This window comes from Clostridium ljungdahlii, assembly GCF_001636845.1.
GTDB lineage: Bacteria > Bacillota > Clostridia > Clostridiales > Clostridiaceae > Clostridium_B > Clostridium_B ljungdahlii_A.
This window is the reverse complement of the sequence record NZ_LITT01000028.1, coordinates 1-17,177: the sequence shown is the minus strand read 5'-3', so window position 1 is coordinate 17,177 and position 17,177 is coordinate 1. Positions and strand designations below refer to the sequence as shown.

At 30.0% G+C, this 17,177-nt stretch carries 14 protein-coding genes and 2 pseudogenes; 5 read left to right on the top strand and 11 right to left on the bottom strand.

The features are described 5' to 3' along the window. The first annotated feature begins 414 nt into the window (after positions 1-414). The 3 genes from WY13_RS12155 (at position 415) to WY13_RS12145 (ending at position 2,809) form a co-directional block, all read left to right on the top strand. Entirely contained in the window at positions 415-777 is a 363-nt protein-coding gene (locus WY13_RS12155) for a helix-turn-helix domain-containing protein (RefSeq protein WP_063555918.1), read from the top strand. 1 nt (position 778) lies between these two features. Beyond that, the gene (locus WY13_RS12150) at positions 779-1,360 is read left to right on the top strand and encodes a hypothetical protein (RefSeq protein ID WP_063555917.1); all 582 of its coding nucleotides are present in this window, start codon (positions 779-781) and stop codon (positions 1,358-1,360) included. Positions 1,361-1,795: 435 nt separating this feature from the next. Beyond that, positions 1,796-2,809: a DUF4489 domain-containing protein gene (locus WY13_RS12145; RefSeq protein WP_063555916.1), complete on the top strand. Its 1,014-nt coding sequence runs from the start codon at positions 1,796-1,798 to the stop codon at positions 2,807-2,809. Positions 2,810-3,656: 847 nt separating this feature from the next. On the opposite strand, the gene WY13_RS12140 is transcribed toward WY13_RS12145, so the two are convergent. From WY13_RS12140 to WY13_RS12125, 4 genes are read right to left on the bottom strand one after another with little or no spacing between them, the layout of a single operon-like run. After that, positions 3,657-4,934 carry an FtsX-like permease family protein gene (locus tag WY13_RS12140; protein WP_063555915.1) on the bottom strand — a complete coding sequence of 426 codons (1,278 nt, stop codon included), beginning with the start codon at positions 4,932-4,934 and terminating at the stop codon, positions 3,657-3,659. 1 nt (position 4,935) lies between these two features. Continuing rightward, positions 4,936-5,688, bottom strand: a complete 753-nt coding sequence (locus tag WY13_RS12135) for an ABC transporter ATP-binding protein (protein ID WP_063555914.1) — start codon at positions 5,686-5,688, stop codon at positions 4,936-4,938. Positions 5,689-5,707: 19 nt separating this feature from the next. Further along, complete coding sequence (locus tag WY13_RS12130) at positions 5,708-6,757, bottom strand: sensor histidine kinase (protein ID WP_063555913.1); 1,050 nt, start codon at positions 6,755-6,757, stop codon at positions 5,708-5,710. 1 nt (position 6,758) lies between these two features. Further along, on the bottom strand, positions 6,759-7,457 hold the full coding sequence (locus WY13_RS12125) for a response regulator transcription factor (protein ID WP_063555912.1): 699 nt from the start codon (positions 7,455-7,457) through the stop codon (positions 6,759-6,761). A gap of 595 nt (positions 7,458-8,052) precedes the next feature. Between WY13_RS12125 and WY13_RS12120 the strand changes: the two genes are divergently transcribed. Next, positions 8,053-8,727, top strand: coding sequence for a CatA-like O-acetyltransferase (locus WY13_RS12120; RefSeq protein ID WP_063555911.1), 675 nt, complete (start codon positions 8,053-8,055; stop codon positions 8,725-8,727). Positions 8,728-8,841: 114 nt separating this feature from the next. Here the strand turns inward: WY13_RS12120 and WY13_RS22315 are convergent. The 6 genes and pseudogenes from WY13_RS22315 to WY13_RS22305 form a co-directional block, all read right to left on the bottom strand. Then, positions 8,842-9,936 (bottom strand): annotated as a pseudogene (locus WY13_RS22315) (transposase); the annotation flags it as partial. Positions 9,937-10,081: 145 nt separating this feature from the next. Then, on the bottom strand, positions 10,082-11,380 hold the full coding sequence (locus WY13_RS12105) for an MFS transporter (protein WP_063555908.1): 1,299 nt from the start codon (positions 11,378-11,380) through the stop codon (positions 10,082-10,084). Between the two features lie 121 nt (positions 11,381-11,501). Further along, positions 11,502-12,398, bottom strand: coding sequence for a dihydrodipicolinate synthase family protein (locus tag WY13_RS12100; RefSeq protein WP_063555907.1), 897 nt, complete (start codon positions 12,396-12,398; stop codon positions 11,502-11,504). An 81-nt stretch (positions 12,399-12,479) separates the two neighbouring features. Next, the gene (gene ilvD, locus WY13_RS12095; RefSeq protein ID WP_242866483.1) at positions 12,480-14,162 is read right to left on the bottom strand and encodes a dihydroxy-acid dehydratase; all 1,683 of its coding nucleotides are present in this window, start codon (positions 14,160-14,162) and stop codon (positions 12,480-12,482) included. 44 nt (positions 14,163-14,206) lie between these two features. After that, complete coding sequence (locus WY13_RS22310; protein ID WP_431602464.1) at positions 14,207-14,749, bottom strand: hypothetical protein; 543 nt, start codon at positions 14,747-14,749, stop codon at positions 14,207-14,209. A 6-nt stretch (positions 14,750-14,755) separates the two neighbouring features. Continuing rightward, positions 14,756-15,274 carry an iron-containing alcohol dehydrogenase gene (locus WY13_RS22305; RefSeq protein WP_431602463.1) on the bottom strand — a complete coding sequence of 173 codons (519 nt, stop codon included), beginning with the start codon at positions 15,272-15,274 and terminating at the stop codon, positions 14,756-14,758. A 384-nt stretch (positions 15,275-15,658) separates the two neighbouring features. Here WY13_RS22305 and WY13_RS12085 point away from each other — a divergent pair, with 384 nt between their 5' ends. Continuing rightward, entirely contained in the window at positions 15,659-16,438 is a 780-nt protein-coding gene (locus tag WY13_RS12085) for an IclR family transcriptional regulator (protein WP_063555905.1), read from the top strand. 296 nt (positions 16,439-16,734) lie between these two features. Here the strand turns inward: WY13_RS12085 and WY13_RS20575 are convergent. Then, positions 16,735-17,013 (bottom strand): annotated as a pseudogene (locus WY13_RS20575) (transposase); the annotation flags it as partial. Positions 17,014-17,177 lie beyond the last annotated feature (164 nt).

Sequence of the window (17,177 nt, the reverse complement as noted above, 5' to 3'; positions counted from 1 at the left end):
ACGACACCTCCCTATGATATTTTAATTTTTGCGATTGTCAGTCGTTCAAATTATATCATAGGGGGTTTTTATTGTTCAGAGCTTAAGCCCTTTTATCCACCGGCATTACCGGTGGTTTTCTTGACAAAAAGAAAAGCATTTGTTGATTTGAAAACTCAATAAATGCTTTATTTTTTATATTTGGAGGATGATAACATGAGAATTATTAAAACACTAAAAGATATTGAAATTCTATTTGTTTTGGAATTCTTAAGTGGAATTGCGGAAAGAATCCAGTCCCCAATAAACATATTGACTATACGTATACAGTAACAAAAAACGGATAGCAACGTTTCGTTGACAAATTTTCAGCACTTTTTGGTAGACTGCAACCTTTCGTTTTCTATATAATTGAAGAATAGAGGGGGCGAGTTAATGAGCATATCTGAAAGATTACAGAAGTTAAGAAAGCATGAAAGATATTCGCAGGAACAGTTAGCAGAAAAATTAGGAGTAACAAGACAAGCAATATCAAAATGGGAAAGTAACCAAGGCAATCCAGATATCAATAATATTATTAAATTAAGTGAAATTTATAATGTTAGTACGGACTATTTATTAAAAGGTGAGGAGCAGATAAGTAAGCCACTAGAAATTGATTCTAAAGAAAATAAGGAGAATATTAAATCCAGAAAAATGTTTAATATACTTTTATTTATTGCTGGCATTTCTGCTATTGCAATTCTGTTTCTTTTTACCCTTCCTTTTTTAGTAAAAACATTTTTAGGAGGTCATTAAAATGAAAACAAAATGTTTTTTAGTACTTGCTTTTGTATTTACAGTTTTATTATCTGCTTGTGGAAATTTATCAGGTGATGGTAATAAAACGACTGGCTTGTCATCAAAAACTTCTCCCAAACAAACTATACAAATTGCTTTTGAAGCGCTAAAAAATGGGGATTCCAAGAAATTCAATCAGTTTATTCAATATAAAGAGCGACGTGAAGGTATTTTCATATATAAGGATAATAAGCTTTTTGGCAATAATTTAGATGAAACAGAGAAAGAGTTTATAAAGAATTTTTCTTATGATATAGGAGAAGTAAAGGAAAATGGAAATGTCACAACAGCTCAAGTGAAAATTACTAACCGTGATTTATCAAATGTATATAAAGATATACCGCATTATAAAGATGCATATAATCCACTTATTGAAGCAATTAAAAATTCTGATAATAAAATGGTTACAACTAACTTGAAAATAACTCTTAACAAAACGGATGGGATGTGGAAAATTCAAATGGATGCGGCTTTGGCTGATGCTCTCTGTGGAGGGCTATTAAAGAAAATGCTACCTGGGTTTTTATATAATATAATGTGATTTGACTTTTTATAGATTTTTTTCCTTTATTATTTGAAGAATATAATCCTATGTAATTCCATTCTGTAGTGAATTTTCTCGACTATACTTTGCCTTCTCCATCCATAAACTATAATATTGATACAATAGTTTCTCAAATTTAAAATATACCCTTACTCTAAAAGATTTGTCTTTTTCAGATTCCATCAGTAAAAACTTATCTGCTGACGATAAACTTATAATCACCTTTATTAATTTAGCGCGTATTCTATATTAGATAACTTTAGCTAGGCAGTTTTAACATCTAAATTACCTATTTAGATGTTTTTTAGTTTAACCCATAATCTTAAAATCTTTGCAAAATTCCTCCTTATAGTTGATAGTATTACTAGTTTATAAGTACATATTACTGTTAAGTTGAATTTTTAAAATTCTCAATGTAGAGGAGTGAATAATATGAACTTATCATCAAAAGCTAATTTTAAGGATGATTATGAAAATAGTAATAAGAGCAGTACCTCATGCAGACAAATACTAAAATGCGGAGAGGTTGGCCAGGCATTATTATTTAATGGTGCGCGTGTAGGAACTTCTGTACCTACCGCTACTATCACCCTAGATACTTCTAAATTTCGCAATCCATGTATAATATTCGAATTTACATCTAATATAATTGGAACACTTTTTCAAGGAACTTTAGACTTTCAATTATATAGATCTTGTAATAATCAACTACCAATTCCTATTGGCCCACAATTTTCTTTTACACAATCGATACCAGCTCTTTTTGCTAATATGTTTACATTTTTTGTATGTGATCGTAACTCATGTTCTAATGAATGCTGCACATATAGTATTGTTGTTTCAGCTGGTGGATCTACTCCTATTATTGGTAATGTTGGCATTTTTGCAGCAAGGCTAACTGCAATTATTTCAGATAATCCGAAACATGATGATAACTGTTACCCATGTAATAAATTTAGTCATAAAGAAAACAAGTCTATTTTAAAATGTGGAACACCAGGCAGTGCGATATCAATAACTCCAGGAACTTTAGCAGGTACTACTTTTACCGTTAGTACTCTTACTTTAAATACTTCCTGCCTATGTGATCCATGTGTAAAGCTTGAATTTACAAGCACTTTAGCTTATTCAAGCCCTACCACTATTGATAGCACAGTTGTAAACTTCCAGGTATTTAAACTTTGCGATGATCAACTTAACCCAATACCAGTTGGGCCACAGTTGGCTTTTTCAGTTCCATTTACAACTCTAATAGTTCCACCTACAGCACCTGGATTTTCTGGTACTTCAACATTTTCTTTCTTTATTTGTGATTGTGACACTTGCCACCATAAATGCTGTACCTATTCAGTAGTAGCAACTACAGCTACAACTGATGCTTCTGTTACCATTACTAACCCAAGACTTTCCGCAATAGCTGCAGATAATAACTGCAGATGCTGTTAACACAAAATTTAAAAACTTTACTACTATAAAAGGCTCTAATAATTCTGAGCCTTTTATTTTGTAATGCAAAGACAGTATATATTCACTGGTACAGTCACGTTTCATTATTTAATATTTATACCTATTAACATATTAAATAGTTCTTTAACTTTAAGATTTTTTTGACTATGTTTATTAATAATTGCTCCTAATATAGCCGGAATATTAAGTACAATTGGAATTAGAACAACATTATTAGCCAGATAAGAACTAGCTTGTTTACGTGTTATTAAAGCAGCAGCACCTTGGTTAGCTTCTACACAACCAAAAATAGTTTCTGGTCTACCCCTAAATATAATATTAGGAACAATACTATGTTCTTCAAAATTTTGTGTGTCATAATTGTCTTGTAACTATTTCATGAAAGTTAAATGTATCTTATTTATGTTTAATATATTTATAGTTGCAGCAACACCTACCACAATATGAGCTTTCTCTATCATAATCTTTATTTCTCCTATCTAGAAATATATAAAAGGATATCCAACGTATTGGACACCCTTTTTTCTTAGCTATTGATTTTACTCGCTTTAGTATATTAAAAAAATTCATGATACTTATAGTATTTTATTTACAACTTAATATTTTTAATATCATTTATTTTTATACATTTTACTTTTGGCACACGTACACATCTCTCACACTTGCAGACAACCAAAAATTCTATCTCTGCTTTTGTTTCTGCTAAAGTTTCTAAGGATTCTTCTATTTTTGTTTCTTTTGCACGATTGTATATATCAACCTCTAATATTAATATTGTGTCCTCATTTGTAATAAATATACAACTTACATAATTATTAATACTCTACTAGTTATTTAATATTGATATTTTATTTTTAGTAATAATATATCCTAGCAATTGAACAATAATATAATATGCCAATATTTTAAACGTACCTATCCTAAATTCTCCATTAGTATTTAAAACGTAAATATATACAATACTTGATAATACCGTTAAAAGTGCAGGTAAAAAAAATATTGCTCTAATTTTATATGTTAACAAGGTATCTATTTCTTCATCAATTAATCCAATATAATATAATTTAGTCCGTTTAAGCTGCCAGCCGCAAAAGTCTATCTTTGCTTTAAAATATAAAATATTAGAAGAAACAATAAAACTCAATAGTACAATAAACATATATATGAAATTGAAAGCGGACCCACGAAAAATACTGTAAATATTAAAAAATGTTTTTACATTGGGCAAACTATACACTCTATTGCTGGTAATAAATATAGTATTTAGGAAAATAATAAAAAGAATTATATATTTATTTTTTTTCAAAGAATCTTCTAGCTCATTTACTAATAAAATTCTCTTATAATAAAAGCTTTCACTTCTCTTTATAACAGCAGTAAAAATTTTTATAAAAGCTAAAAATAATATATAAATTACTAATATACATATTAAAGAGTAGTCAACATAATATCTAGATTGAAAGTTTACAAACATTCTTTCCTTAAAATTTATATAACACAGTACTAAAATAGAAATTATTGTTTTTGCAAACTCTTTCTTCTTAGAATATTTTATATACAAATTTTTATAGTTCACTTCATTAATTGCTGACAGTTTATCGATAAATTTAAATGTCCATAAAATGAATATAATAGTAAGAAAAACATAGTACCCAATGGTAACTATAAAAACAATTGATTCAAATTTGAAAGTAAAAATAAACATTCCTGAAAATTCTAATGCAAAAAGTACAATGATTTTTGAAAATGCTGCACCTAAAATCAATCCTATAGGCATATAGATAAAAAAAGTTAGAACATTTTCCATAAAAATTAGCATCTTAATTTCGCTGCATGTCATTCCTAAAGTCAAAAATGTTGCAAATTCTTTTTGCCTATATTTTATAAAGGAAATATACGTAAAAATGCTCCACAACATTGTATTAAAAACTGCAATTGATGGAAGTATAAAAACATTTTTTAGTCCAATTGCTGTTACATATGAATTATAAAATATTAGCTCAGTAAAGAAGAATGAAACTGAAATTACAAGAGAGAATATATATGCAAAATATTGATCTAAATTTAATTTTATAGTTTGTTCAAGCATCTTTCTCCAATTCATATCACTCACCACTAATTACAGCAAGGGTGTCTAATATTCTATTAAAAAAAGTATGCTGATCTCCTTTTGTGTATATATCTGCAAATATTCTCCCCGATTTTATGAAAATAACCCTGCTGCAGCAACTTGCAGCATATATGTCATGTGTAGCCATAAGAATTGTTGCTCTTTTTTGCTCATTTATTTTTTGCAAATACTTCATAAACTTTTTTGAGGTATTTGGATCAATGCTGCTAGTTGGTTCGTCAGCTAAAATAATACAAGGATCATTTATTAGTGCTCTACATGCAGTTACTCTCTGTTGTTCACCTACAGATACATTATAGGGATATTTATTTCTAATATTGTATATATTAAAAAACGTAAAATATTCTTTTATTTTTTCATTAATCTTTTCTGTACTGATACCTTTAAATATCAATGGAAGTGCCGCATTTTCTGCAAGGGTAATATTATCAAGAAGATTAAAATTTTGAAATATAATTCCTAAGTTTTCTCGTCTAAAGATAGAACGTTCTGTTTTGTCTAGTGAAGTTATGTATTGATTCATTATCTTTACTGTTCCGCTGGTAGGCTTATCAATTCCCGACAAAATGTTAAGCAAAGTCGTCTTACCACTGCCTGATTGTCCCATAATAGCAGTAAATTCTCCACTTTCAATGCTCAGATTTATACCATTCAAAACATTAGTAGGATTAACTTCTAAATTCCATTCATAGACTTTAATAATATCCTCGGTACTCAAGATCTCCATTAGTATCACCCCGTTGTATTTAATTTTTTAATGGATAAGCAATTGAAAAAGTAGTCCCCTTATCAACTTCAGAATCTATATTTATATTGTGATTCAACTTTTTTGATATTAATTTACATATATATAGGCCTATACCTGTTGCATTACCTACTTTTCTTCCATTCTCTCCTGTAAAAAATGGTTCAAAAACTCTTTTTATATCATAACCCGGAATTCCAATACCTTCATCTCTAATAGTTAATTTTACTTCTTTATTATCTAAATATATATTAAAATATACATATTTCTTTTGCCTGCTATCTCCAGAATACTTAATAGCATTGGCTATAATTTGTTCAAGCATAAACTTATTCCATTTTTTATCTGTAATAATTAATATTTTTTCATAATTAAATTCTATTTTAGGGAAAACATTATTATAAATAAACTGGTTTTTCTTACTATTGATAACTTCTTTTAATAATAAAACTAAATCCACCTCTTGAGGATCATAATCTTTAGAAAAACTATTTAATCTATCAATGTTTAGAATTTGATCTAAACCGCTTTTAACTTTATCATTTTCTTCCCTTATATCCAAGAATAATTTTAATATATCTGTTTGGTTTATTGTGGAATTTTCGTTACTATAATTTATTCCTTTAGCAGCTTTTTGAACAACAAGATCAATTATTGAAGTGGGCGTCTTTATATTATGAATCCATTGGGATAGAAAATATTTATTATCTGCATTTTGTGCATAAATTGTACTTATCTTATTTGTATAGTTTTCATGAATTTTAAATATAGTTTTAGATATTTCTTTCTGTTCATTTGTTTTTGGATTTAAATCAAAGTATCTACTTTCTATACCCTCATTAAAACTTCTATTGAACCTATAATATTTAATCCATTCATTAAATATTATAAATGCATATATTATTATAGATATAAGTAAAGGGTATATCACATCACTTTTGTTGCTTATCAAATAACCATAAAAGAGAATTAAAATTGTATTGAGGAAATACCCAACAGTAAATGCTAATTTATCTTTTAAAAAGTTTACTAATACTTTTTTATTATCCATACTAATTCCCCTTATTTGCAGTTGTGTGGAATATATATCCTACACCTCGCTTGGTTGATATAGCTTCACTAACACCCAATTTTTTAAGTTTATTTCTTATTCTTGTTATATTTACTGTTAAAGTGTTATCATCTACAAAAAAGGAATCATCCCAAAGCTCTTCCAGAAGTTCTTCCCTACTGACTATTTTATTTTCATTTTTAATAAGCATATTTAATAACTTGAATTCATTTTTACTGAGCTCAAGTTCAATGTGATTATAAAGTATCTTAAAAGTATCTTTATTAAGTTTAATACCTCCATCACTTTCAAGTATATTTGATTCATTTGCATATTCACCATATGCTCTTCTTATTCCAGCTTGTATTTTAGCAAGCAAAAAATCAAAGTTAAAAGGTTTTACAATATAATCATCAGCTCCTAACTCAATCCCACGTATTTGTTCTTCATCGCTACATCTTGAAGAAATAATAATTACAGGTATTTTTGATACCCTTCTAAAAGTCTTACATAATTGAAAGCCATCATAATAAGGCAAGTTTATATCTAAAAGAACTAAATCAGCATTTGATTTTTCTAACTCAGTATCTACATTTTTAAAATCTTGTATATTAACGACTTCATATTTATACCTTTGAAGATACTCTGTTATAAGGTTATTTAATTTAATATCATCTTCAACAACAAGTATCTTATACAAAGCAATTTCCTCCTTTTAAAATTATGCTATAGTAATTTTAATATAGCATAATTTTATTTGGGAGAAAAGCTAGGTTGAAATTTTGATCTATAGGAAATGCCATAAACTCTATTTATATTTTTATCTAATGGAAAATGTTTTTAACAATATAGCGAAAACTAAATATTGAAGCGCATAGAGTTGGAAAAATATATGCAGCAAGTGAAAAACAAATTATAAATCTTTTAATATAAGTAATAAGTTTTTTCATGGTTAGTAACCTCCTTAAACTTCTTAAGTTGACATATTCTTTGCACGTTTCATCAGATAAATAGATTTTATATGAATTAAGGAAATCAACAAATCGATTTATATAAAAAAGCCTTACAGTTTTGTAAGGTTTTACTGTTTTTCAAAAGTTATCTTTGATATAACAGAAATGTAAAAGTAAACGGCATTTTTATGTTATCAATTTGGATAATACAAAAATACCGTTTTTTATTTTTTATCGTGTGAACAATTTCTTTACAGAATTATTCATGAACTAGATAAATTATAATACATGAGGTTATAATTTGATTATAACTTAATTGAAATCAAATAGAGGTATAAGCATATGAATACAAATTTTCATGCTATTGACATGGAGACATGGTCAAGAGCCCACACATATAATTATTTTACAAAGACGGTATCCACACTTATTTATTCCATTAATGTAACAGTTAATGTTACAATTCTTAGAAACACATTAAAAAGTAAAGGCTTAAAATTCTTTTCTGCATATCTTTATTTGATAACCAGAGCTATTGGAAGACATCAGGAATTTCTTATGGCAATTCAAGATGATGTGTTAGGATATTGGGATTATCGGACTCCTTTTTATCCAATATTCCATAAAGAAAGTAAAACAATAACATTTCTCTGGACAGAATATGATGATGATTTCGAAGTGTTTTATAAAAATTATATTTGGGACATGAAACAGTATGGTAAAAATAATAGTATTATGTTATCAAAGGGAGAACCACCTTCTAACAATTACATAATTTCTTGTGTTCCGTGGTTTAGTTTTAATAGTTTATCAATGCAATTACAAAATGCAAAAAATTATTATGCACCAATTTTTGAATCCGGTGGATTTACTGAAACCAATGGTATAATTACGATGCCTTTATCTATTACAATTAATCATGCTGCAGTAGATGGTTATCACATAAAGGTGCTTTTAGAAGAATTACAATGGACAATGACTCATCCTGAAGAGTGGATTAAATGGACAAGAATATAAATATAACGTAAGTATTCTTTCATTATAAAAAATAATGGGTATAGATTTGGTTTTTACACAAATCTATACCCATTCTCCCTTTTTTTAATTCAAAAAGTTTTTAAGATTTCAAAATTAGGCACTTTTTTTAAGTGAGAAAAGATGAGTTTCAGTTCTATCTGACTTAATTTTATTATGCAACTTATTTATATTATGTGCCATTGCTAATAGAATACTTTCAGATAAAACATTCCTTTTAATTTTGCTTAGAAATCTACGAAAACCCATATCTTGTTTTATTTCTCCAAAGGAACCTTCTACTTGAATACTTCGATTCATTCTTAGTCCACAACCTTTTTCACTTACAATTCTTTCAAGTTTTTCTTTGCGGAGCATATTGAACAGCTTTGAGGTTTCAAGATTTTTAGTTCTTTCTTCTAATGGGGTTTTGCAGTTGTGCCCTTTTATAATTTGCTTTTGTACTCACAGTTACTACAATTCTCATATGTATAAATTGTTTTTTCACTTACATAGCCAGTCTTGCTCTTCCTTTTTATTATTCTATTTACAGTTAGTTTCTTATTACTTTCGCAAATATAATAGTCTCAATATTCATTGTAGTTTATATTTTCTATCCGGCTTATGTCATTTTTATATTTCCTTGTTTTGGATATTTCATAATTTGCTGGCTTAATAAATGACAACTGCATATTTTCTTTAATATAGAGATAATTTTCTTCACTCTCATAACCAGAATCTGTAGTTATGTTTAAGTACTTAAAGTACAAGAAATTTTTCATACTTTTTATAAACGGAATTAATGTTGTGCTGTCTGCAGGCTTATCACCTACAGTAAGCCAGACTATATATTCAGAATCCACTCCGTGCTGTACATTATAAGCTGCTTTTAACTGGCCATTTTTCATGGCCTCTTCTTTCATTTTCATAAACACTGCATCTTTGTCAGTTTTTGAGTAGCTGTTACGCTTACCACAGGTATGGATTTTTTGAGTATATTCTTTTAGCTTATTAAGATATTCTTCAAGTTTTTTAAATTTCCTAGTACTTCTCCAATTTCATAAAGAAAATTTGTCATTTCGGCCATAATTGTTTCTGGACATGGTGAAAAGTGAAGACTGCGAAACCTTGCAAATGTAGAATGGTCTGATACAGGTGAACCTTCTACATAAAGTTAGCATCTCTATAACAGGATTGTTCCATTGTGAGAGATTTATTTTTTATACAATAAAAACTGCCGCACTAATTTTTTAGTGCGACAGCCCCCTGATTCTGCTGTCTCAAAATCATTAACTTAATGACATTGGGTGAATAGTTCCTTTTTATTTGTCCTTTACAAGAGGTACAATCTACAATTCTAACAATTTTTAGAACCACTTAGTATATTTGAATTTGTTTTTTTATCAAATTTAATTGATGCATTAATTAGACATCCTATTATTATAGAAATTGTTAAAAAGTATATGCTTACATTAGAATTTACAGCAACAGTTAACCATCCTACAAAATATGGTCCTATGAATCCCCCTAAATTTCCTAATGCATTTATAAATCCACGTGCACCACCAGCTTCATCTGAACTAAAAATAAGAGGAGGCATCGACCAAAAACTACTGTTATATCCTTGTAAGAAAAAGCCACATAATATTAAAAATCCATATGAAACCCGCATATTGTTTTTAAATTGAACAGATAAAAACAATGATATTGCTAATCCAAGCATAGGTAATGCTGTAAAGAGCTTACGATTCATAGTCTTATCTGATAAAACTGAGAATATCCATATCCCAAAGAGTGTTCCAATATAAGGGAAAATAGATAAAATACCTATTTTGCTTATTCCCGAATTTGTGAGTTGTTTTATCAAAGTTGGAAGCCATAAAAAGAATCCATATATTCCTACTTGATAACAGAAATAGCTTGAAGTAAGTTTCCACAATTCTAAATTTGTATAAATACCATTGCCCCCATTAGAAGTCTTATTACTACTTTTTATTTTAGATTGTTCTTCTTTTAAGCTATTTATAATCCAATCTTTTTCTTCTTCAGATATCCACTTTGCATTCTCAGGACGATCACTTATTAATGGATACCATATTAGTATAAGTATAAGCGCTAAACATCCCTCAATTATAAACACCCATCTCCAACTTGAAAACGATATGATCCAGCCCGATATAGGTCCTGTAATAATAGATGCTATAGCAAAATTCATCATAAAAAATCCATTTGCTCTTCCACGTTCTTCATTTGGAAACCAGTGAGAAATAATAACAAGAACTGCTGGCCATACTCCTCCTTCTCCAACTCCAAGCAAGAATCTTAAAATCAAAAGTTGCCAAATTGAAGTTACGAATCCACTTGCTACCGAAAGAACCGCCCATGCAATAAGCGATATGCTTATAAATTTTTTTGCACTTTTCTTCTCAGCATAATTTCCACCAGGAATTTGAAGTATCATATATCCAACGAAAAATATTCCTGAAACCAGTCCAGCTATAGTTGAAGTCATACCTAAAGTTTTGTCCATTCCTCCTGCTATTGCAAAACTTATGTTGGTACGATCCATAAAAGCAACTATATATACAAGAATACATGGTGGAATAATATGTTTCCATCGTTCATTTGGAATTTTTTTATCATTAACATAACTCATAATTAATTTGTATCCTCCCTCGTAATTTTTCCCAAGGAAAACCTTAAAAAAATTTTCCTTGAGTTTTAAATATAATCATGGTATAAATTAAATGTTTCAACTTTTAAAGTATAAGATACTATCATAGTCTGTTATACTCTTCAAGCACATTGTCTAAAAGACTCTCTGCCTTTATATATATTTCTTCTTGTATCTGATCAAATGGAAAAATAGCCTTTGTGGAAATTCCTATTCCACGATGGACCATTAACTTTTTGAATAAAAGAGAGAAATTTGAATCCATATCATAAAGTGGCATGAGCTTATGAATCAAATAAGACAAACGTAATGATCTATCAAAGTCTTTGTTATTAGCAGCTTTAACTAAATCACTCCATATTTCTGGAGCAATATTAGAGAGACCTCCTATACACCCATTGCCACCAGATGAAATATTGTAAAGAAATTGATCATCAAATCCAGAATACGCAGTAAATGCATGTCCTTCTGCTTCAAGGCAAATCAAATTTGTATGATTTGGATCTGAAACAGAATCTTTTATTCCAACAATATTGCTGTTTTTTTCTAAAAGCTTCTTAACTGTTTGCGGTGCAATAGAATGCCCTGTCCTAGCAGGAAAATTATAAATATATAATTCTCCCTTCAATGATTTAGCCAAAGTATTATAAAAAATGAATATTTTCTCCTGATCTAATCCATAATAGTATGGTCCTATAACCATAGCTGCAGTATATCCCATAGAATGTATTTCATTAGATAACCCTACTGTATCATCAAAATTCATGCATCCTGTACCTGCGTATAATTCAACACGTCCATTAGTATATTCTGAATAAAACCTAAAAAAATCACTTTTTTCCTTTTTCGTTAAACCTGTGAATTCTCCAGTTGAACCAAGCACAAGAATACCATTTATGCCTCCTTCAACTAAAAAATCAATAACTTTTTTGTTTGCCTCATAATCTGGCTTTTCATGTTCATCAAAGATTGTTACCACTGGAGTAATTATTTTATACATATTAAAATATCCTTTCTTAATTATTAAATTATATCCATATCTACTTGAAACTCTAAATAGATTCTAAAGTATAAATTCGCCTTAAAGCTCATCATATTTCATGATTGCTCCCTCAGAACCCGACGCTGCAATCTTACAATATAACCCCAAATATCCTTTTTTGAATTTTGGTTCTGGACGTTTCCACTCTTTTAATCTACTAGCGATTTCTTCTTCATTTATCATTAAATTTAAACTACGTTTTTCAACATCTATTTCTATTTTATCTCCATCTTTTATAATCGCAATTGGACCACCCTCTGCTGCTTCTGGAGATATATGACCAACAAAACACCCATTGTTCGTTCCACTAAAACGCCCATCTGTTATTAATGCTGTAGATTTTGATAATCCACGACCATATAAATATTTCATGGCCTTATACATTTCACGCATACCAGGTCCACCCTTAGGTCCTTCATAACGTATTACAACTACATGCCCTGGATGTATTTTACCTTCTAAAATTGCTTTTTCTGCCTCTTCTTCTGAATTAAAGCAAATAGCTTCTCCTATGAAATGATGCAAACTCTTATCGAATGCTCCTGGTTTTGTAATCCCAGTATCAGGTGCAATATTTCCACGAAGTACAGCGACTCCACCTTCATATCCAAATGGTTCCTTCATGGTCTTAATTATGTTTGAATTTTCTGGATATTGATATATATGTTCTTTGATATTTTCCGATACCTTATGACATGTCACGGTCATTTGGTTAGTATCAATAATTGTCTCCATTTCTTCCATTAACTTTATGACTCCACCTGCATGATAAAAATCAACCATGTTATATTGAGATGAAGGATTAATTTTAGCAAGCTGAGGGGTTGTCTTTGATAACTTATCAAATTCTTCTAATACATTAATATCTAATTCAGCCTCATAAGCAATAGCTGTAAGATGCATTACAGCATTTGTACTACCACTCATTGAAAGACATACTTTAATTGCATTTTTTACACTTTCTTCTGTAATAATCTTACGAGCTGTAATTCCTTTTTCTACTAATTCAACAATCTTAATACCTGTTTTTTCGGCAATAGCAAGACGTGCTGCAGATGATGCTGGTATTATACCTCCATCTGGTAATGTCATACCTAATGCTTCTGATAATGAGCACATTGTATTTGCAGTTCCCAAATACGAACATGAACCACAGGTAGGACACGCAAGATTTTCTAAAGACACATATTCTTTCTCAGTAATTTTATTAGCAGTTAGCATTCCATAAGCTTCCGTACTCGAAGTTTGGTCTGACTTACGACCATCAAATACAATACCACCTTCCATAGGACCTCCTGGTAACAATATACACGGTATGTCAAGTCTTGCTGCTGCCATCAACATTCCCGGTACAATCTTGTCACAGGAACCTAGCAGCACAATACCATCAAATAAATTAATTTGAGCCATAGACTCAACTGAGTTTGCAATAAGTTCTCTTGATGGAAGGATATAATGCATTCCATCATGCCCTTGTCCCATGCCATCGCATCCACCAAGCACTCCGAACTCAACTGGTGTTGCACCTGCACGATATATACCATCTTTCACTCGCTGTGCAACTTGACGCAAATTAAAATGTCCCGGAACACACTCACTCCATGCATTAGCTATTCCTATCATAGGCCTCTTTAAATCATCTGTTGAGAACCCCATTGATTTCCATGTAGCCCTGTAATATTGGTTCTGTAATCCACAAAGAATTTTCTTACTTCTCTCCACAGTCTTACTCCTCCTCATTTAATGTTATACGTCTTCAAATTTAACTAAGCAATTTTCTTGAATAATTCTATTAATTTTTCTTTGCTGGAAAATATTGGATTTGCACCGACACAAGCATCTTTCATAACATTTTCAGCTAGCGTATCAAGATCCGGATTAGGAACACCAACTTCTCTTAATGATTTTGGAATTCCAACTTCTTCAGATAACCTCTTAATACGGCTTATTACATATTCTACACATTCTTCGTCTGTTCTATTATTTACATCATATCTTATTGTTTCAGCCATAATTCTAAATTTCTTAGGTGCTCCTTTTGCATTTTCTTCCTCTACTACTGGTAAAAGAATCGCATTACAAACACCATGAGGTAAGCCATATAATCCTCCAAGCCGATGAACCATTGCATGAACATTACCTAATCCTGCATTACTAAATGCAATACCATTTAAATAACATGCATAGCACATTTGCTCTCTAACTCCAATATGTTGTCCATTTTTTACTGCTCTAGGTAAAAACTCAAATATTTTCTTAATAGAATATAGCGCTGTAGCGTCCGTTACATCATTAGCACCATTTGCCACAACTGCCTAAACGGCATGTGTCAATGCATCCATGCCAGTAGCAGCAGTTAAAGCTGGCGGCATGCTTATCATAAGTTCTGGATCATTTACAGTCATAGTTGCTAGAGCATTGTTATCCACCATTATCATCTTGACATGACGTTCTTCATCTGTAATAACATAATTGATTGTAACTTCAGCAGAAGTTCCTGCAGTAGTTGCAATTGCCACAATCGGCAAAGATTTTTTAGAAGTCTTATTTATTCCCTCATAGTCATTTATCTTTCCACCATTTGTTGCTAATACGGCAATTGCTTTTCCACAATCTTGTGGAGAACCTCCACCAATACTTATTACAATATCACAATTTTCCTTTTTTAAAATTTTCAGACCATCTTCAACATTTTTTACTGTAAGATTTGGTTTTGCTTCATTATAAACAACATAATCAACTCCAACATCCTCAAGGATTTTTGTTACTTTTTCTACTGTCCCATTCTTAGTTGAAAATTTGCCAGTTGAAATGAAAGCTTTTTTACATTCCATTCCCCTAATCCGGTTTCCAGCATCACTTAAACTTCCTTTCCAATTAAATTAATTGGCGGTACATAATAAATCATATCTTTCCTCCAATCACTATTAAATTTTTCATAGAAATAGTATTTGCATTGTAATGTATATATTCCTATTTCCTTGTACGTATTTACGTACTTAGTTTGTAAATAAGTACTGTCATGATTAAAATTACCACCTTTTTATGTTTATGTCAATCTTTATTTTGACTTTAATATAGAACTTATTATAAATATGAGTAAGTAATTTTTAACTTGTTTAAATTAATAAAATAGACTAAAATACATGTTATAGAAATATTATTTTCATTCTGATATAATATTAATAAAAAATATATGAATAAATGGGTGAATAATTATGACATCTACTGAGCATAGACCAACGGAACGTGTATTAGACATACTTGAACTTCTATCTACAAATAGTGACGGAATGACATTAACAGAATTATCAAAAGCACTAGGTGCTCCAAAAAGTAGTATCATGCCATTGTTACATACTATGGCATCAAGGAAATTTATTTATATGCAAAAAGAAACTTCAAAATATTTCATAGGCATTGCTACTTTTTCAGTTGGATCATCATATAGTAAACATATGAATACTTTAGAATTAATAAAAATAGAAATGAAACACATAGTTTTTATGAGTAATGAGACATGTCAGCTTGGTATACAAACTAGAAACAATTTACTTTATATTGCAAAAGAAGATTCATCTGAACCAATTCGTCTTGTATCTTACGTTGGCAAACAACTTCCTCTATACTGTACTGCAATAGGCCGTGCTATACTTGTAGAAAAATCAAGGGAAGAAATATATAAGTTATATCCCAAAGGCCTAACAGCTATTACACCAAATACTATTACTGATTTTGATAAATTATTTAAAGAATTGGATGACACTCGTGCTAGAGGATATGCAATAGAACATGAAGAGTCTACTCCACTTGTAAACTGTGTTGGAATATCGTTATGCAATAAAGGACAGACTATTGCTGCTTTAAGTGTGTGCATTCCAACTTTTCGTTTTTCAGAAGAAAAATTGCAGAATATAATTGGACTGTTAAAATCATCAAAGCAAAAATTAGAAGCATATTTTCATGACTATGATATTGACTCAAGTAACTTGTCATGATTAAATCCTAATTAGCATTCATTGAAACTGCTTTATTAAAGCTTACACCACTCTGCCAGAAAATTAACTAACTTCACCTAAGTAAATTTATTATAACCTTTTTAGCTGCAGTATAGTAATAATTCTCGCACTACTACTATTACAAAAGGTTTCAATAATTTTGAAAAAAATTTTGATACGCTCCCCTTAAGGTAGAGAGTTAAAAAAATATAAATTCATTACTTTAGGGGGCGTATTTTTATATCTAAAAGAACTAAATACACAACAGGAAAAAATATAAAAATTTTAACTAAATTTTAGAGTATCTCTTCACCTAGTTTATCATTAAACACAATAGTCAATTGTGCTAATGTCATCCCCCAATTTTGGGATGAAGAAGTCCATTTTTCCATGACTTTCTCAGTAGCTAGGTAAAGAGATTTTCTAAGTGCTTCATCATTTGGAAATACTGTTCTTATCTTCGTAAACTTTCTAAGCTGCCTATTGAAGCCCTCTAATGCGTTTGTAGTATAAATAATCTTCCTAATTTCCGGTGAGTAATTGAAATATGTTGATAACTTATCCCAGTTATTATATAAAGTGGGCCCCTTTGTCAAGACAATTTTTTAGTATATTTATAGTTAGGTCAATAAACATGTATTCTAGTAAATTATCTAATAATATTTAAGATTACTTTCCTTTAGATATTCTCAACTTGTAGGTAAAGATTATGTCAGGGACTTGCCATCGTAGATGGTGC